Raw genomic sequence first — 16,732 nt, 5'->3', positions numbered from 1 at the left:
CCATCTTATCAATGTTTCTTTATTATACTACTTCTCCTATTTTTTACGAATAGATAAGTATGATTGATCTTTATTTTTTTCTTGTCGGGAGCATTCTCGCTTCTTTCTTGGGTTTGGTCATTGACCGTTTTCCTGAGCAATCCATTATCCGACCGGCTAGTCACTGTGATTCCTGTCAGACTCGCTTGCGTCCCTTAGATTTGATTCCGATCCTCTCTCAGGTTTTCAATCGCTTTCGCTGTCGCTACTGCAAGGCACACTATCCTTTCTGGTATGCCTTATTTGAATTGGGCTTGGGATTCCTCTTTCTGGCTTGGTCTTGGGGCTGGCTTTCCTTAGGTCAAATCATCCTCATCACTGCTGGCTCAACCTTGGGCATCTATGACTTTCGCCATCAGGAATATCCCTTACTGGTCTGGCTGACGTTCCATCTAATCCTCATGGCTTTCTGTAGTTGGAATCTGGTTATGGTATTCTTCCTTGTCCTCGGAATCATGGCCCATTTTATCGATATCCGCATGGGAGCAGGGGATTTTCTCTTTCTGGCTTCTTGTACTCTTGTCTTTAGTGTGACCGAATTACTCATCTTGATTCAGTTTGCTTCTGCGACGGGTATCTTGGCTTTTCTCCTACAAAAGAAAAAGGAAAGACTTCCTTTCGTGCCTTTCCTCTTACTTGCTGCTTGTTTGATTATTTTTGGTAAGCTACTGCTTGTTTGATAAAGTCCTGAATCGGCTCTCCTTGGTGGAGAGCTTTTACAATTTTTGAACCGACGATAACGCCATCTGACACCGCATTGAAGCGTTCGACATCGGCTTGACTAGATACACCAAAACCTGTCAAGACTGGGATGTCAGCTACTTGATGCAATTGTCCCAAGTGCTTGTCCAAGTCTGCACGGTAATTGCCTGATTTCCCTGTCACTCCATTGATGGCAACAGCATAGACGAAGCCTTCAGCTCCTTCAATCAACTCTTTCTGACGCTCAATTCCTGTTGTCAAGCTAACCAAGGGAATCAAGGAGATATCTGTGTCTGCCAAAAATGGCTCCACAAAGTTGGCATGCTCATGAGGCAGGTCTGGGATAATCAAGCCCTTAACCGCTGTATCTGCCAAATCTTTGACAAATTTCTCCACACCGTACTGAAAGAGCGGGTTGAAGTAGGTCATGATGACCAGTGGCACCTCAGTCTGAATGGTTTTCAAGGTTTCAACCAAAGCCTGGGTTGAGGTCCCTTGAGCTAGACTGCGCAAACCTGCTTCTTCGATCACAGGTCCATCTGCAACAGGGTCTGAAAAGGGAATACCCACTTCAATAGCTGAAACACCCAAATCTTCTAAAAAGTGGATTGTTTCACCAAGACCATCTAATCCTTTCTCATGGTCTCCAGCCATGATATAGGGAACAAAAATTCCTTTTCCAGCTGCTTTGATAGCGTTCAATTTTTCTGTTAGTGTCTTAGGCATGAGCTTCTCCCTTCTCTGCTGCATCTGCTTCCAAGCGGTCTTTGACTTGGACCACATCCTTGTCCCCACGACCGGATAGGCAGACAATCATAGACTTGTCTGGTCCAAGTTCTTTGGCTAATTTCACTGCGAAGGCAATGGCATGGCTTGATTCCAAGGCTGGAATAATTCCTTCCACGCGAGACAAGAGCTGGAATCCTTCCAAGGCTTCCTCGTCTGTCACAGGAACATAGCTGGCACGTTTGATATCATGATAGTGAGAATGTTCTGGACCGATACCAGGGTAGTCTAACCCTGCTGAGATAGAGAAGGCTTCAAGAATTTGACCATGGGCATCTTGAAGCACATCCATGAGGGAACCGTGAAGGACACCCGGACGACCCTTGGTCAAGGTCGCTGCGTGGTGCTCCGTGTCCACACCTAGTCCTGCTGCTTCAGCCCCATACATAGCTACAGATTCATCTTCCACAAATGGATGGAAGAGACCGATAGCATTCGAACCACCACCAACACAGGCTACTAGGGCATCTGGCAAATCTTGACCTGTCAAGTCACGGTACTGTTGTTTGGCCTCCTTACCGATGACACTTTGGAAGTCACGAACTATTTCTGGGAATGGATGAGGTCCTAAGGCAGAACCAAGGATATAGTGGGTATCGTCGATATTAGCCACCCATGAACGAAGGGCTGCATTAACCGCATCCTTGAGCACGCGCGAACCATCTGTCACTGCCTCGACCTTGGCTCCCAAAAGCTCCATGCGGAAGACATTAAGAGCTTGGCGTTTGACATCTTCCTCACCCATATAGATGGTACATTCCATGTTAAAGAGGGCCGCAGCTGTTGCAGTTGCCACACCGTGCTGACCAGCACCAGTTTCAGCGATAATTTTCTTTTTACCCATGCGTTTAGCCAGAAGAACCTGTCCCAAGGCATTGTTAATCTTGTGAGCCCCTGTATGGTTAAGGTCTTCACGCTTGAGGTAAATCTTGGCTCCGCCAATATGCTGGGTCAAGTTTTTTGCGTAGTAAAGAGGCGTTTCACGTCCTACATACTGTCGTAAGAGATGGTTTAATTCCTCTTGGAAACTTGGGTCTGCTTGACTTTCACGGTAGGCCTTCTCCAGCTCCAAAACTGCTGTCATTAATGTTTCTGGGACAAAACGTCCACCGAATTTTCCGTAAAATCCATCTTTATTTGGTTCTTGATATGCCATTCTTTGCCCTCTCTATAAATCTTCTAATCTTTTCATGATCTTTTTGTCCATCCGTCTCCACTCCACTTGATACATCTACTGCGTAGGGAGTAAAGCGTTGAATTGCTTGTACTACATTGTCTTCATTAACCCCACCTGCGATGAAAAATGGTTGAGCTAGTTCTGCCGTATCCAGTTGACCCCAGTCAAAGGTCTGGCCACTTCCAGCCACAGGGGCATCAAAGAGTAGATAGTCTGCCCGAGAATGAGGCACATGACCATTTCCATCCACCTGCACCGCCTGAATGCTGGCACAAGGCAAATCCTCAAACAAATCATCTGCTACCTGACCATGAACTTGAACCAAGTCCAAACCAACTTTTTCAATCGCTTCTAGCAGTTGAGCTCGACTTGGTGAAACAAATACACCAACCTTCTTAACGTTCATAGGAATGAGCTTTGCCAGCTCAGCAGCCTCTTCCAAGGTCACCTGCCTTTTACTAGGTGCAAAGACAAAACCGATGTAGTCTGCCCCTGCTGACACAGCTGTCTCTACCGCTTCTTTGGTCGATAATCCACAAATTTTAACCTTTGTCAATCTGCAACTCCTTGATTCTCTGGGCCACATCTTCTGCCTGCATGAGCGCTGTTCCCACCAAAATTCCGTTAAAGTATGGTGCAACACGTATCGCATCCTGTCCTGTGAAAATAGCAGATTCAGAAATGTAATAACGATCTTCCTTAAAGTGCTGGGCCAAGTCTATACTAGTCTGCAAGTCGACTTCAAAGGTGGTCAAGTTGCGGTTATTAACCCCAATAATCTCAGCACCAAGTCTGTGGGCTACCTCTAGTTCAGCTAGATTGTGAGTTTCCACCAAGACTTCCAGACCAAGCTCTGTCGCGTAGTCATACAGTTCCTTGAGGCGTTCTTCTGACAAGGCAGCGACAATGAGCAAGATGACTGTCGCACCTGCATTGCGGGCGCGGATGATTTGCTTTTCGTCGATGATAAAGTCCTTGTTGAGCGTTGGAATGTTTACCTGACTGGAGATCTCACGTAAATAATCCAAATGCCCTTTAAAGAAAACTTCATCTGTCAAAACCGAAATCATCACTGCGCCGTTCGCTTCATAAGTCTGGGCCTGTTGCACAATATCCACATTGAGATTGATATCTCCCAGACTAGGGCTAGCCTTCTTGACTTCAGCGATTACCTGCAAACGGTCCTGGTGATTCTTCAAAAATGCTGCCAAGCGATAGGTCTGGCGCAAGGGCTGGATTTCCTCCAGCTTCATCTGCTCGACTTCATGAGCCTTCTGCTCTAAAATTCGTGCTAAAAATTCCTGACTCATTTTTGGTACTCCTGTAACAGTCTGAGTTTTTCAAGGGCCTTGCCACTAGCAATCACTTGACGGGCCAAGGCAACTCCTTCCTTGATACTAGCTACCTTACCATTGGCATAGAAACCAAGACCAGCATTCAATACTGTCGTTTCCAAGAATGGGCTTGGTTCGTTTTTCAGAACGCTGAGCAAAATTTCTGCATTTTCCTGAGCATTTCCTCCACGAATATCTTCAATAGCGTAGCGTTCCATCCCCAAATCCTCTGGAGTGAAGCTGGATAAGGTGATTTCGCCATTTTCAAGAAGAGCAATCTTGGTTGTTCCGTTCAAGCCAGCTTCATCAAGACCTTCTGGTCCAGCAACCACAATGGCACGCTTGCGACCCATATTTTTCAAAACCTGAGCTGTACTTTCTAGCAGTTCTGGACGACTAATGCCAAGCAGCTGTGTTTCCAAGGCCATTGGGTGAATCAGTGGACCAGTCAAGTTCATAATCGTTGGAATTCCTAGTTCCAAACGTGCTGGCATGATGTATTTCATAGCTGGGTGCATATTTTTAGCAAAGAGAAAGACGATTCCAGTTTTATCAAAGACCTTACCTAGTTCAGCTGGTTTGAGGTCAAGATTGATGCCTAATGCTTGAAGGACGTCTGCCGAACCAGATTTAGAAGAAATCGAGCGGTTACCGTGCTTAGCCATGTGAATGCCACCACCAGCCAAGACAAAGGCTGCAGTTGTTGAGATGTTAAAGCTGAAAGACTTGTCCCCACCTGTACCACAGTTGTCCATAGCATCATGAATCTCAGTTGGAATGTGTTGGGCATGTCCTCTCATGACTTGTGCAATGGCTGTGCGCTCTTCCGGTGTTTCCCCCTTCATCTTAAGGGCCAAGAGGAGAGAAGCAATCTGCGCCTCAGTTACACGCCCAGTCACGATACGCTCAATGACATCCGTCATTTCCACACCTGATAAATGTTCAAATTTTGCTAATTTTTCAATAATCTCTTTCATCCTAGTTTCCTCACTTTACAACATTCTCGATAAAATTCCGAATAGAAGACAAGCCATCTGGCGTTCCGATACTCTCTGGATGGTACTGGAAGCCATAAATGGGCAGGCTTTTGTGTTGAATTCCCATAATGGCTTGGTCATCAGTCGAACGAGCTGTCACTTCAAAGTCTTCTGGCATTTCTTCAATTAAAATACTGTGGTAACGCATGACTGGACGACCATCCTCAATGCCTTGATAGAGAACAGATGGCGCTTCAAAGCTGATATTGCTTTGTTTTCCATGCATGACTTTTGGAGCCAAACCTAGCTTCCCACCAAAGACTTCTGCGATGGCTTGGTGCCCCAAACAAATCCCTAAAATCGGCTTCTTGCCAGCAAAATCACGAATCATGTCTTCCATCTTTCCAGCATCAACTGGCCAACCAGGACCAGGAGAAAAGACCAAACCATCTGCTTTTTCAGCTTCTTCATACAGCTTGGGATCATCATTTCTCAAGACCTGCACTTCTGCAAAATTCCCAATGTATTGCGCCAAGTTATAGGTAAAAGAATCATAGTTATCAATCAATAAAATCATGGTCTTAGTTCTCCAATTCTAGTCATAGATTTAGCCTTGTTAATGGTTTCTTGGTATTCGTTTTGGGCGATGGAGTCATAGACAATCCCTGCCCCAGCCTGTACATAGGCTGTTTGATCTTTGAGAATCATAGTTCGGATGGCAATGGCGAAATCCATATCACCCGTCGCAGACAAGTAGCCGATTGCTCCCGCGTATACACCACGTTTTTCTGTTTCCAGTTCATAGATCCGTCTCATAGCTCGAATCTTTGGAGCTCCTGACACTGTTCCAGCTGGAAGTGTAGCTTTCAAGGCATCCATGGCATTGAGTTCTGGAAGCAAACGTCCCTTGACCACGCTGGTCAAATGCATGACATAACGGAAGAGCTCCACTTCCATATACTTGGTGACTTGGACACTTGCCGTTTCAGCAATTCTACCGATATCGTTACGCCCTAAGTCTACTAACATTCGATGTTCTGCTGTTTCCTTCTCATCAGAAAGCAGGTCAGTCGCCAAGGCCTTGTCCTCTTCATCCGTAGCCCCTCTTGGTCGCGTACCTGCAATCGGATTGGTAGTTACGATGCTATTTTTGACAGAAACCAAACTTTCAGGACTAGCACCGATGATTTGATAATCCCCAAAATCATAAAAATAGAGGTAATTAGAAGGATTGGTCACGCGGAGATTTCTGTAGAAGTCAAATGGATTTCCAGTAACTTCTGCTGAGAAGCGCTGACTGAGTACGCATTGGAACATGTCACCATTACGAATCAAGTCGCGAGCTGTTTCGACCATTTCCTCAAACTTCTGAGGAGCGATATGCGGTTTGAAGTCCAGCGGAGATAGATCCAAATCTTCAAATTCATTTGGAGCAGGAATGCGTAATTCCTCAAGCACTTGGTTCAAGGCTTTTTCCAAATCTTCTTGACTGCGATTGCTATAAAGAGCATCCTCTATGACATGAATTTTTTCTTTCTTGTGGTCAAAAACCATATAGCTCTCATAGACAAAGAAATGCATGTCTGGAGTCCCAATGGTATCTTGAGGGATTTGTCCAATTTCTTCATATAGAGAAATCATATCGTAACCCACAAAGCCAATGGCTCCCCCACCAAAAGGGAGGTCTGAATGGTGCTGGCTCTTATAAGTCACTTCAAAAAGGAAATCCAAGGGATTCCGATCAATCACTTGACCATTTTGATAAAGGACTCCATTTTCAAACTTAATCTCAAAAACAGGATTATAGGCTAAAATAGAAAAACGAGCGGTTTCCTTGTCTCTCGGAATACTCTCTAAGATCACCTTGTGTTGTCCTTTTAAGCGCATATAAGCCAAGATTGGTGATAAGACATCTCCATGAATGATTCGTTCCATTGTAATTTCCCTTTCAGTTCTACTTCTAATCCGTGGCGACTGTATGAAAAATCCCCACGCAAAATAACTTGCGTGAGGACGAAATTCGCGGTGCCACCTCAATTATAGGATTTCTCCTATCTCTCATTCCTGTCTCAGAACTTTCCTATAACAGGCTGTGCGATAAAGGGCACTCCCTTGAGAATTATGTTTTCTTCTCTCGTTTCAAATGGACCCAACCTTACAGCTTTCTCTGCTTGTTTCCAGCAACCACAAGCTCTCTGTGAGAGAAAAGACTGTAATTTTTCCATCTTTTATTTTTTAGCTTCTAGGTAGTCTGCAATCGCAGCTACGTCCTTGTCTCCACGACCAGAGACATTGATGATGATGATCTCATCTTTACTTAGTTTCGGTGCACGTTTAACCGCTTCTGCGATGGCGTGCGAACTTTCGATCGCTGGGATAATCCCTTCTGTCTTACTAAGAAGGAGCAAGGCTTGAACAGCTTCTTCGTCTGTCGCTGCCACATATTCCACGCGACCTGAATCTTTAAAGTAGGCGTGTTCTGGGCCAACCCCTGGATAGTCCAAACCAGCTGAGATAGAGTAAACTGGCGCCAGCTCTCCGTCTTCCTTAAAGACTGCATAGGTCTTCATACCATCGACAATTCCGACACTACCCTTTGTCATAGTGGCTGCATGCTTGTCTGTGTCAAGTCCGTGACCGGCAGCTTCGACCCCAACCAATTTGACTTCTTCATCAGCCACATACTGTGAAAAAGCACCGATAGCATTGGAACCACCACCTACACAGGCAATGACGTAGTCTGGTAAACGGCCTTCTTTTTCCAAGATTTGACGACGAGATTCTTCACTGATGACCTTTTGAAACTCATGGACAATAGTAGGATAAGGGTGAGGTCCCACAGCCGATCCCAAAACATAGAAGGCTTCAAGGTCATTCATCCATGCTCCAAAGGCTGCATCGACCGCATCCTTGAGAGTTCGTGTCCCCGTTTCAACCGCGTGAACAGTTGCTCCCATCATCTCCATGCGGAAAACATTGAGACGTTGACGCTCCACATCTTCTGCCCCCATGTAGACATCACAAGCCATACCAAACTTAGCTGCAGCTGCTGCTGTCGCAACACCGTGCTGACCAGCTCCTGTTTCCGCAATCACTCGTTTTTTGCCCATACGTTTGGCAAGAAGAATTTGTCCTAAAACGTTGTTAAGTTTGTGAGAACCAAGGTGGTTAAGATCTTCGCGCTTGAGATAAATCTTAGCGCCACCTAAGTGATCTGTCAAACTTTCCGCAAAATAAAGCGGTGTTTCACGACCTGAATAATCCTTCAAGTAATGGCGAAATTCTGCCAAAAACTCTGGATCATCCTTGTATTTGTCAAATGTCATTTCCAACTCATCCAACAAAGCCTGAATCGGCTCCGGTACAAAACTACCACCAAATTGTCCAAAATAACCTTTAGTTGTCATAAATTTTTCCTCTTTCCATATTAATTCGGCTTTTTGTTTGCTTTTAGTAGTAGGCAAGGAGCTGCAGATAGAACTCAAGTTCATCAAAGCGACTTAACGCCCTAATAAAAGATAAACAAAATGACCGAAAGAAAAAAGCCCACACACAGAATCTACTTCCATGTGAGGGCGTTGGTAACGCGGTGCCACCTCAATTATAAAGGGACTATTCCCCTTTACATCTCTGCCTTGTCTAACAACAAGTTGCACTGTAAGGTGTGCGCACCGAATTTTCATTGTTTCAAATTCATTTTTAAAATCAGCCCACTTTCACTACTTCCAACCACCTGTTCACAATCACCACAGGCTCCCTGAAGATCAAAAATAGTTACTTTTCTGATTTGTTGAGAATATTATATGCTATTGTCCGCTTTTTGTCAAGATTTTTTATTATTTTTTTCCAGAACCGAGGATTTCTTCAGAAATTCTCACCAAAGTCTGAACGATGTAATCAACTTCTTCATCGCTTAATTTTGTATGAAGAGGAAGCGTAATTTCATTTTCAAAGAAGGCATAGGCTCTTGGATAATCTGCCATATCGAAACCAAGATTCTTATAGGCTGTCAGGAGAGGAAGCGGTTTATAGTGTACATTACTTGCAATTCCTGCTTTGGCCAATTCTTGGATGATGTGGTTGCGTTCTTCTAAACTTGCTCCTTCTACATGGGTGATGTAGAGGTGGCGTGAAGATTCGACACTATCAGTCTTGTGTGCCAATGGACGGATGCGAGAACCTGCAAAACCACGATCATAGCGGTCCACGATGTCCTTACGACGTTCTAGCAAAGCTGGGTAACGGTCCAATTGTACCAAACCAATCGAAGCCATGATATCGGTCATATTGCACTTGTAGGCTGGTGTGACGATATCGTACTCCCATGAACCCAATTGCATCTTGGCAAGAGCATCCTTTGTTTGACCGTGAAGGGAAAGGATTTGGAACTCCTTGTACATCTCTTCGTCATCAATCGCTGGATTGGCTTTCCAAGTCGCACTTCCTCCCTCAGCCGTTGTAAAGTTCTTAACGGCGTGGAATGAGAAGGAAGTAAAGTCAGCGATAGATCCAGCTGGTTGTCCTTTATAAGTAGATCCCAAAGCATGGGCACTATCTGAGACAATTACGATACGGTTAAAGGCTTTTTGCCACTTGCTAGCAGCTGTAAAGAGGTCCCGTTTCTTCTCCACCACTTGGAGCAAACGATCATAGTCGCAAACAATCCCTGCAAGCTCAACCGGAATAATCACCTTAGTCTTTTCAGTGATGGCTTGCTCAAGCAAGTCATAGTCCATCTCAAACGTATCTGCTTGAATATCCACCATGACAGGTGTCGCTCCTACGTGTGTGATAACACTACATGAAGCTGTATAAGTCATAGCTGGAACGATGACTTCATCCCCAGGTCCCACTTCCAAAACACGCAAAATCAACTCAAGAGCGGCTGTCGCAGAGTTGAGGCAGACAGTCTTAGGTGTCTGTGTGTATTGAGACAAGCGGCGCTCCAGTTCTTTTGTCTTCGGACCTGTTGTGATCCAACCAGAACGAAGGGTATCCGCTACTTCAGCAATTTCAGCTTCGGTAATATCGGGAGGTGAAAATGGAATATTGTAATTTGGCATTGATTTGCTCCTTTTATCTGTACTCATTTTCTCATGACTACTTTATTTTAGTACTTCAAACACGGTTTGAAACATGATTTTGATGTCTCCAAGGAAACTAAACTCTCGGAGATAGGCGAGATTATAGCGCATCTTTTCAGGAAGGACATGTTCGACATAGGCCTGGTCAACCGACAGACCTTTCTCTGTCATCTGACTGATGATGGTGTCCTCATCCTTGTAGTTGATACTGGCTGGAGAGGTGATTCCTGCTGGCAAGAGCAAGGTCGCCATCATTTCAGGACTATACTGCTCTGTGTAACGTGGCACTTCAGGACGGGTCCCTACAAAGGACATTTCGCCTTTAAGGACATTGACCAGCTGAGGTAGTTCGTCCAAACGCACACGGCGGATGAAATTTCCAACCTTGGTAATGCGACTATCGTTAGCAGAAGTCACCAGACTTCCTTTTTTATCCGCATCCGTTACCATAGTACGGAACTTCCAAATCTTGAACCGACGATTATACTGGGTCACGCGCTCTTGCTTGTAAATGACAGGTCCCTTGCTATCCAACTTGATCCAAATGCTCAAGACAAGAAAGACGGGAGAGGTCAAAAGTAGCAAAAACAGGGCCAGAACCCAGTCCAGGCAACGCTTGAAAACCAGCGAACCTTTCCTTTTAGAGACAAGCTGGTAGTAAGACTTAACCTCGCTTGATTGCATTTCCACGGGTAGGTCTTCCCATTTCAGCATGCTGTTTCTCCTTTGTTTTTATTATACTATTTGTCAACATTTTTCATTATACCACAAAATGGAAAAGGCGGTGCAAGAAATCTGTGATTTGAAGAATTTCCTTCTGGTGCTCAATGAAAATCAAAGTACAGCTTTGAGGTTGCAGATAAAGCTGACATGGTTTGAAGAGATTTTCAAAGAGTATTAGGACATGGCCCCAGCCTGCAAGCTATACATTTTGTGATAGGTTCCTCCCAAGGCCAAGAGTTCCTCATGGGTTCCACTCTCGATGATACGCCCCTTGTCCAAGACGTAGATGCAGTTGGCGTCTTGGATGGTCGAAAGGCGATGAGCAATAGCAATGGTCGTCCGACCCTGTCTCATCTTAGCTAGGGAATCTTGAACCAAACTTTCTGTTTCAGAGTCAATATTGGCTGTCGCTTCATCCAAAATCAGGATTTTAGGCTGACTGGCGACAGTTCTAGCAAAGGCAAGAAGCTGGCGTTGGCCAGTAGAAAAGTTCGAACCACGCTCAGAAACAGGTGCATCATAACCCTGCGGAAGGTCCTGAATAAAGGAATCTGCATCGACAAAGGCAGCTGCAGCCTGGACCTGATCATCACTAAGATCTTGGTACATGGCGATATTGGACTTGATAGTCCCGTGATAGAGGAAGGGATCCTGTAAGACCAAACCGATGTTTTTTCTCAGCTCTTCCTGACTGTAGTTCCTGATATCCACATCATCCAAGAGAACGCGGCCTGACTGAAATTCATAAAAGCGCATGAGGACATTGATAATGGAAGATTTCCCAGAACCTGTATGACCTACAAAGGCAATGGTTTCGCCCTTGTTAACTGAAAAGGAAATATCATCCAGAATCGGATGTTTGCCATCATATGAGAAACACACATGTTCAAAACGGATATTGCCTTCTTTGACTTTAGCTTTCCCATCTTTTTGAAGAGGCTCATAGGTCGTTTCGTCAATCAAGGCAAAGACACGACCTGCAGATACCATGGACGTTTGAAGGGTTGAAAAGTTTTGCGTTACCTCAATCAGGGGATCAAAGAGACGGTTGATGTACTGGATAAAGGCATACATGGTTCCGGCCGTTATCCCGATAGACAGACCACGGTAACCAAAGTAAGCCATCAAAACGGCGTAGCCTAGGAGTTTCAGCAAACTCATGGCAGGACGCAAAAAGAGGGCATCCAAGGCTACAGATCGGTTGGCATAGACCAAGTGTTCTTGGTTGATTTCATCAAATTCTGCCTGCAGGCGCTTCTCTTGATTAAAGGCCTGGATAATCCTGATTCCCTCGATATTCTCTGCCAGCTTACTATTGATATCCGACAAGAGACTTCTGGTTTTTTCGATGATTTTCACTGACTTTTTCCGATAGAGATTGACCAAAAGGAAAATCAAGGGAAGAAAGAGCAAGACTAAAGCTGTCAAACGAAAATCCAGCACCAACATGGTATACAGGGTTGTCAGAAAGATGAAAACAGCTGAGATAAAGCTGGATAAAATTCCCGAAAACATGTCACTGATGGTCTCGGTATCATTGGTCAAACGAGAGACGATGGAACCTGCTGGCGTCTTGTCAAAATAAGACATGCCCAGTTTCTCCATATTGGCAAAGGCATCCCGACGAATATCTCTGACAATACTGTAGGAAACCCGCGCAAAGAGAAGATTGCCGATATACTGAACTAGAGTTTGTAGGATATAAAGACCATAGTAGACCAGCAAAACGGTCACAGCAAGTTGGTTGAGATTGCTGAGGTACTGGTCGATAAAGTGGGAAGCTACAAGGGGAATGACACTTTTAATGACCGTCGTCGCGAGGAGAAAACTGAGTGCCAAAAAGGTCAGGAGGCCATAGGGCTTGAGATAAGACATCAAGCGCTTCAATACAACCCATTGTTCTTTCTTATTCTGCATCTTCTTCTCCTTTCATTTCCAATTGCTGAGACTGGTAGGTTTGGGCATACCAGCCATCTAAAGCTAGCAGGTCTTCGTGTGTACCGCGTTCTATGATTTGGCCATTTTGCAGAACCAAAATCAGATCTGCATGGACAACTGCACTGAGTCGATGTGCTGTAATAATAGTTGTCTTGTCCTTGCGCGTCTCCTTGAGATTGTCGATAATCGCATACTCTGTCTTGGCATCCACGGCTGACAAGGAATCATCTAGAATCAAGATATCAGGGTCTAAAATCATAGCCCGACTCATAGCCAGACGTTGCTTTTGACCACCTGAGAGACTGACTCCCTTTTCACCGATCAGCGTATCAAATCCCTGAGGCATGTCCACAATATCTTGGTAAACTTGAGCTAGTTTAGTCGCTTCCTCGACCGCTGAAAGGGGCAAATTAGGATTGCCGAAGCGGATATTGTCTAAGATAGAGGTCGCAAAGAGGAACTGGTCCTGAGGGACATAGCCCATGAGACCACGAAGGTCTGTCAGACGATAATCACGAATATCGTGATCGTTTAGATAAATAGCTCCCTTATCCACATCGTATTCACGCAAGAGGAGCTTAATCAAGGACGTTTTCCCAGAGCCTGTCTGTCCGACCAAGCCTAGGGTTTGTCCTTTTTCTAAACTAAAGTGAATATCCGTCAGTGTCTCCTCATTTTCAAAGGCAAAGCTGTCAATAGCGTACTCCAAACGTCCATTTTCAATACCGTCCAGAGGAAACTCAGGGTCTTTTACAGGTGATTCCTGAGATAAAAGTTCCTCAATCCGTTGGTAAGAAACCTTGCCTCGCTGAGTGATATTAAAGAGGAAACCAATGGCCATAAGAGGCCAGACCAGCATATCCAAGTAGCTGATAAAGGTGACCAGATTCCCAACCGTAATCTGTCCCTCCTGAACCATCAAGGAACCGACCAAAAGGGTTAAAACATAGGATGAACCAACAAACAAGAGAACCATAGGGTCAAAGAGACTATCGTATTTCATGGTTTGGAGGTTCTTTTGGAAGGTCAATTCATTTACTGCCTGAAAGGACTTCAACTCGTCCGCCTGATAACCGAAAGATTTGGTCACTTTGATACCCGATACAGACTCCTGCACCTTGTTATTGAGTTCGGAAAATGCCGCCTGTGACTCGCCAAAGGCCTTGTGGGTCTTTCTCCCTAGACGACTGGTCGCATAGGCCATGAAAGGCAAGGGAAGAATGGCAACCAGAGTCATCTGCCAAGAAATGCTAAAAAGCATGGTCAGCAAAGTCACCAGCGCCGTGATGGAAGCATCCACTGCTGACATGACTCCTCCACCTGCGAGACGAGTTAGGGCATTGATATCATTGGTGGCGTGTGCCATCAGGTCTCCCGTTCGATAGGTCTGATAAAAGGCTGGCGACATTTTTGTGAAATGCTCAAACAATCGAGAGCGCATAATCTGCCCCAGACGGTAGGAAGTTCCAAGGATATACATGCGCCAAACATATCGCAGATAGTACATCCCAAAGGCCGCAAGAAGCAAGTAAAATAGGTCAAGAAGGAGGTCCTGATGGGTTAATTGCCCCGATGTAATGGCATCAATCACCCGCCCCATAACCATGGGAGGAATGAGATTGAGGACGGAAACCAAGACCAAGGCCATAATCCCGACTAGATAACGGCGTTTTTCTAACCTGAAAAACCACCAAAGTTTTTGAATAATGGACATAAAATCCCTTTCTGATTGCAAATGGAAACCTGAGGCCAAGACTCAATGAAAATCAAAGAGCAAACTAGGAAACTAGCCGCAAGCTGCTCAAAGCACTGCTTTGAGGTTGTAGATAGAACTGACGAAGTCAGTAACCTACATACGGCAAGGCGACGTTGACGCAGTTTGAATTTGATTTTTGAAGAGTACAAGACCCCAGGTTTTTCTTATTCATAAGTTACGACTGAGACGGCACCCTTGTCATACTCAGCGATAAAGATATTGGCCACATTGTCATGCCCTTGTTTGCTGAGATTATCAAGCAACCACTCTTCGCTACGGTCAATATATTCCAAAACATCGACTTGGATCACACCGTCAGTCACAACTGGATACTTAGGATTTTCATCTCCCATTTGGACCACGATGAGTTGGCCATTTTGCTCATGCACAGCTCGTTTGACCTGTTTCATCTGGAAAATTCCTTGGCTACGAAGTTTGAGAGCAACTTCTGCTGCAGACAAACCAACTGAACGACAGGCTTCTGGGTCAATCTGCCCATTTTTGATAAGGAGAGTTGGTTTTCCATCAATCAAGCGTTTGACAAAACGAACATTGTTATTGAGCCACTTGAGGGTCAAGACCAAAATCGTCCACATCATCAAAATCACTGCGTACTGCAGAATGCTGATTGAACTATTGTAAATCACCCCACCGATGATACCACCAAGAACATAGTTCTGAATTTGGTCTGTAGCAGAGTTAGGTGCTAGATTCCCCTTTCCTGTCACATTAATAACAAAAACAAGAGAGAAAAGACCCAAGGCCAGTTTGATTAAAATTTCCATATAATTGAGTGTCATTTGTTTACCTCCACCAATTCAATAGCGTCTGTTTGATGCAATTCTAATTTCTCTAAAAGATACTTGTCTGGTTGGCTCCCGTTCATGGCACGATAGAAATTTGAACCTACCTTGATAAGTGCTCCATCAGTGGCTGCAGAAGTATTGACATAAACTTCTGATTTATCCACTCCCAAGTCTTTGGAAACAACCTCTATGAAATGAAGGGAAGTTTGAAATTGGTTGTTAGAGGCTTGATTGGTCTGGTATTTTGAGATTGTTACCAAAAGCATGGCTACCAAGGTCAAGGCCAAAATCATGACCAATTCCCGAAACTTAGTCCCCTTTTTATCTCGATAGGCTTTAAAAGCAAAAAATCCTGTCACAGCTAATAGGACAATCCCTAAACCAATCATGATGCCATTTTGCTGACTGATTTGGCTGAGTACATAGTCGTAAGAATAGAATTTCATCTATTTTCATCTCCCTTTCATAAAATCATTCTTAATTATAAACGAAAGAGGGTGATTTTTCAAACCATACGTTGGGGAAATACGCCTTTTTTTGGTATAATATAGTCTGTAATCTGAATGAAAAAGGTAAGTTTATGAAACTCATATCATGGAATATCGATTCCCTCAATGCAGCCCTAACGAGCGACTCAGCTCGTGCAAAATTGTCCCAAGAAGTCCTACAAACCTTGGTAGCCGAAAATGCTGATATTATCGCTATTCAGGAAACCAAGCTTTCTGCAAAAGGGCCTACAAAAAAACACTTGGAAATTTTAGAAGAACTCTTCCCAGGTTATGAAAACACTTGGCGTTCCTCTCAAGAGCCTGCTCGCAAAGGCTACGCTGGAACCATGTTCCTTTATAAGAAAGAACTCACACCAACGATTAGCTTCCCAGAAATCGGTGCTCCTTCTACCATGGACTTAGAAGGCCGTATCATCACCTTGGAATTTGATACATTTTTCGTGACCCAAGTATACACTCCAAACGCTGGCGACGGTCTCAAACGCTTGGAAGAACGCCAAGTCTGGGATGTCAAATATGCTGAGTATCTAGCTGAGTTAGACAAAGAAAAACCAGTCCTTGCGACTGGAGACTACAACGTAGCTCACAAGGAAATTGACCTTGCAAATCCTGCCAGCAATCGCCGTTCACCTGGTTTTACAGACGAGGAACGTGCTGGATTTACCAACCTTTTGGCAACTGGGTTTACTGACACCTTCCGCCATCTTCACGGCGATGTCCCAGAACGTTATACTTGGTGGGCGCAACGCAGCAAGACTTCTAAAATCAACAATACAGGCTGGAGAATCGACTACTGGCTCACCAGCAATCGCGTGGCTGACAAGGTGACTAAGTCTGACATGATTGACTCAGGTGCGCGTCAAGACCATACGCCGATTGTATTGGAAATTGAACTCTAAGG

The 16,732-nt window shown here is 44.7% G+C and carries 16 protein-coding genes and 2 other annotated features; of the genes, 2 read left to right on the top strand and 14 right to left on the bottom strand.

Annotation, left to right across the window (positions count from 1 at the left end; all coding sequences use genetic code 11):
* Positions 1 to 59: 59 nt before the first annotated feature.
* Positions 60 to 719 carry a prepilin peptidase gene (locus tag HMPREF1149_RS07730; protein WP_000566517.1) on the top strand — a complete coding sequence of 220 codons (660 nt, stop codon included), beginning with the start codon at positions 60 to 62 and terminating at the stop codon, positions 717 to 719.
* Here the strand turns inward: HMPREF1149_RS07730 and trpA are convergent.
* The 14 genes from trpA to HMPREF1149_RS07655 all read right to left on the bottom strand — a co-directional run bounded on the left by trpA (position 691) and on the right by HMPREF1149_RS07655 (position 15,768).
* Positions 691 to 1,467 (bottom strand): tryptophan synthase subunit alpha, encoded by a 777-nt coding sequence (trpA, locus tag HMPREF1149_RS07725; RefSeq protein ID WP_001127018.1) that lies wholly within the window; start codon positions 1,465 to 1,467, stop codon positions 691 to 693. The two genes, HMPREF1149_RS07730 and trpA, sit on opposite strands and share 29 nt — an antisense overlap.
* Entirely contained in the window at positions 1,460 to 2,683 is a 1,224-nt protein-coding gene (trpB, locus tag HMPREF1149_RS07720) for a tryptophan synthase subunit beta (RefSeq protein ID WP_000331259.1), read from the bottom strand. The genes trpA and trpB (HMPREF1149_RS07720) overlap by 8 nt, the downstream gene beginning before the upstream one ends.
* Positions 2,661 to 3,260 (bottom strand): phosphoribosylanthranilate isomerase, encoded by a 600-nt coding sequence (locus tag HMPREF1149_RS07715; protein WP_000169906.1) that lies wholly within the window; start codon positions 3,258 to 3,260, stop codon positions 2,661 to 2,663. The genes trpB (HMPREF1149_RS07720) and HMPREF1149_RS07715 overlap by 23 nt, the downstream gene beginning before the upstream one ends.
* Positions 3,247 to 4,014 (bottom strand): indole-3-glycerol phosphate synthase TrpC, encoded by a 768-nt coding sequence (trpC, locus tag HMPREF1149_RS07710; RefSeq protein ID WP_000076510.1) that lies wholly within the window; start codon positions 4,012 to 4,014, stop codon positions 3,247 to 3,249. Before trpC ends, HMPREF1149_RS07715 begins: the two co-directional genes overlap by 14 nt.
* Positions 4,011 to 5,015 carry an anthranilate phosphoribosyltransferase gene (gene trpD, locus HMPREF1149_RS07705; RefSeq protein WP_000658673.1) on the bottom strand — a complete coding sequence of 335 codons (1,005 nt, stop codon included), beginning with the start codon at positions 5,013 to 5,015 and terminating at the stop codon, positions 4,011 to 4,013. Before trpD ends, trpC begins: the two co-directional genes overlap by 4 nt.
* Positions 5,016 to 5,025: 10 nt before the next feature.
* Positions 5,026 to 5,592, bottom strand: a complete 567-nt coding sequence (locus tag HMPREF1149_RS07700) for an aminodeoxychorismate/anthranilate synthase component II (RefSeq protein WP_000601910.1) — start codon at positions 5,590 to 5,592, stop codon at positions 5,026 to 5,028.
* Positions 5,589 to 6,950, bottom strand: a complete 1,362-nt coding sequence (gene trpE, locus HMPREF1149_RS07695) for an anthranilate synthase component I (RefSeq protein ID WP_000439657.1) — start codon at positions 6,948 to 6,950, stop codon at positions 5,589 to 5,591. Before trpE ends, HMPREF1149_RS07700 begins: the two co-directional genes overlap by 4 nt.
* A gap of 71 nt (positions 6,951 to 7,021) precedes the next feature.
* Positions 7,022 to 7,247 (bottom strand) — a binding site (T-box leader).
* Positions 7,244 to 8,422: a tryptophan synthase subunit beta gene (gene trpB, locus HMPREF1149_RS0102095; RefSeq protein ID WP_000208433.1), complete on the bottom strand. Its 1,179-nt coding sequence runs from the start codon at positions 8,420 to 8,422 to the stop codon at positions 7,244 to 7,246. (Overlaps the previous feature by 4 nt.)
* A 161-nt stretch (positions 8,423 to 8,583) precedes the next feature.
* Positions 8,584 to 8,809 (bottom strand) — a binding site (T-box leader).
* A 42-nt stretch (positions 8,810 to 8,851) separates the two neighbouring features.
* The gene (locus HMPREF1149_RS07685) at positions 8,852 to 10,078 is read right to left on the bottom strand and encodes a DegT/DnrJ/EryC1/StrS family aminotransferase (RefSeq protein ID WP_001134529.1); all 1,227 of its coding nucleotides are present in this window, start codon (positions 10,076 to 10,078) and stop codon (positions 8,852 to 8,854) included.
* A gap of 42 nt (positions 10,079 to 10,120) precedes the next feature.
* Entirely contained in the window at positions 10,121 to 10,813 is a 693-nt protein-coding gene (locus HMPREF1149_RS07680) for a sugar transferase (protein ID WP_000922231.1), read from the bottom strand.
* A gap of 183 nt (positions 10,814 to 10,996) precedes the next feature.
* Positions 10,997 to 12,739, bottom strand: a complete 1,743-nt coding sequence (locus HMPREF1149_RS07670; RefSeq protein ID WP_001180044.1) for an ABC transporter ATP-binding protein — start codon at positions 12,737 to 12,739, stop codon at positions 10,997 to 10,999.
* A complete protein-coding gene (locus tag HMPREF1149_RS07665) occupies positions 12,729 to 14,474 on the bottom strand; it encodes an ABC transporter ATP-binding protein (RefSeq protein WP_000022637.1) in 1,746 nt (581 codons plus the stop codon). Before HMPREF1149_RS07665 ends, HMPREF1149_RS07670 begins: the two co-directional genes overlap by 11 nt.
* Before the next feature lie 206 nt (positions 14,475 to 14,680).
* Positions 14,681 to 15,316, bottom strand: coding sequence for a DUF421 domain-containing protein (locus tag HMPREF1149_RS07660; protein WP_000174452.1), 636 nt, complete (start codon positions 15,314 to 15,316; stop codon positions 14,681 to 14,683).
* Complete coding sequence (locus tag HMPREF1149_RS07655; protein ID WP_000675340.1) at positions 15,313 to 15,768, bottom strand: DUF3290 family protein; 456 nt, start codon at positions 15,766 to 15,768, stop codon at positions 15,313 to 15,315. Before HMPREF1149_RS07655 ends, HMPREF1149_RS07660 begins: the two co-directional genes overlap by 4 nt.
* Positions 15,769 to 15,902: 134 nt before the next feature.
* On the opposite strand from HMPREF1149_RS07655, the gene HMPREF1149_RS07650 reads away from it, so the two are divergent.
* Positions 15,903 to 16,730, top strand: coding sequence for an exodeoxyribonuclease III (locus HMPREF1149_RS07650; protein WP_000767448.1), 828 nt, complete (start codon positions 15,903 to 15,905; stop codon positions 16,728 to 16,730).
* Positions 16,731 to 16,732: the final 2 nt, after the last annotated feature.

This window comes from Streptococcus sp. BS35b, assembly GCF_000286475.1.
Classification (GTDB): Bacteria; Bacillota; Bacilli; order Lactobacillales; family Streptococcaceae; genus Streptococcus; species Streptococcus oralis_W.
Note: the sequence above shows the minus strand (reverse complement) of the source record. Positions and strands in the feature narration are given on the sequence as shown.

What these genes read in the sequence shown, in the direction of transcription:
- HMPREF1149_RS07685 (WP_001134529.1), bottom strand. Translation starts at nt 10,078, where the DNA reads ATGCCAAATTACAATATTCCATTTTCACCTCCCGATATTACCGAAGCT.
- HMPREF1149_RS07670 (WP_001180044.1), bottom strand. Translation starts at nt 12,739, where the DNA reads ATGCAGAATAAGAAAGAACAATGGGTTGTATTGAAGCGCTTGATGTCT.
- HMPREF1149_RS07700 (WP_000601910.1), bottom strand. Translation starts at nt 5,592, where the DNA reads ATGATTTTATTGATTGATAACTATGATTCTTTTACCTATAACTTGGCG.
- trpD (WP_000658673.1), bottom strand. Translation starts at nt 5,015, where the DNA reads ATGAAAGAGATTATTGAAAAATTAGCAAAATTTGAACATTTATCAGGT.
- trpC (WP_000076510.1), bottom strand. Translation starts at nt 4,014, where the DNA reads ATGAGTCAGGAATTTTTAGCACGAATTTTAGAGCAGAAGGCTCATGAA.
- HMPREF1149_RS07650 (WP_000767448.1), top strand. Translation starts at nt 15,903, where the DNA reads ATGAAACTCATATCATGGAATATCGATTCCCTCAATGCAGCCCTAACG.
- trpB (WP_000208433.1), bottom strand. Translation starts at nt 8,422, where the DNA reads ATGACAACTAAAGGTTATTTTGGACAATTTGGTGGTAGTTTTGTACCG.
- HMPREF1149_RS07660 (WP_000174452.1), bottom strand. Translation starts at nt 15,316, where the DNA reads ATGACACTCAATTATATGGAAATTTTAATCAAACTGGCCTTGGGTCTT.
- trpE (WP_000439657.1), bottom strand. Translation starts at nt 6,950, where the DNA reads ATGGAACGAATCATTCATGGAGATGTCTTATCACCAATCTTGGCTTAT.
- HMPREF1149_RS07730 (WP_000566517.1), top strand. Translation starts at nt 60, where the DNA reads ATGATTGATCTTTATTTTTTTCTTGTCGGGAGCATTCTCGCTTCTTTC.
- HMPREF1149_RS07665 (WP_000022637.1), bottom strand. Translation starts at nt 14,474, where the DNA reads ATGTCCATTATTCAAAAACTTTGGTGGTTTTTCAGGTTAGAAAAACGC.
- trpB (WP_000331259.1), bottom strand. Translation starts at nt 2,683, where the DNA reads ATGGCATATCAAGAACCAAATAAAGATGGATTTTACGGAAAATTCGGT.
- trpA (WP_001127018.1), bottom strand. Translation starts at nt 1,467, where the DNA reads ATGCCTAAGACACTAACAGAAAAATTGAACGCTATCAAAGCAGCTGGA.
- HMPREF1149_RS07680 (WP_000922231.1), bottom strand. Translation starts at nt 10,813, where the DNA reads ATGCTGAAATGGGAAGACCTACCCGTGGAAATGCAATCAAGCGAGGTT.
- HMPREF1149_RS07655 (WP_000675340.1), bottom strand. Translation starts at nt 15,768, where the DNA reads ATGAAATTCTATTCTTACGACTATGTACTCAGCCAAATCAGTCAGCAA.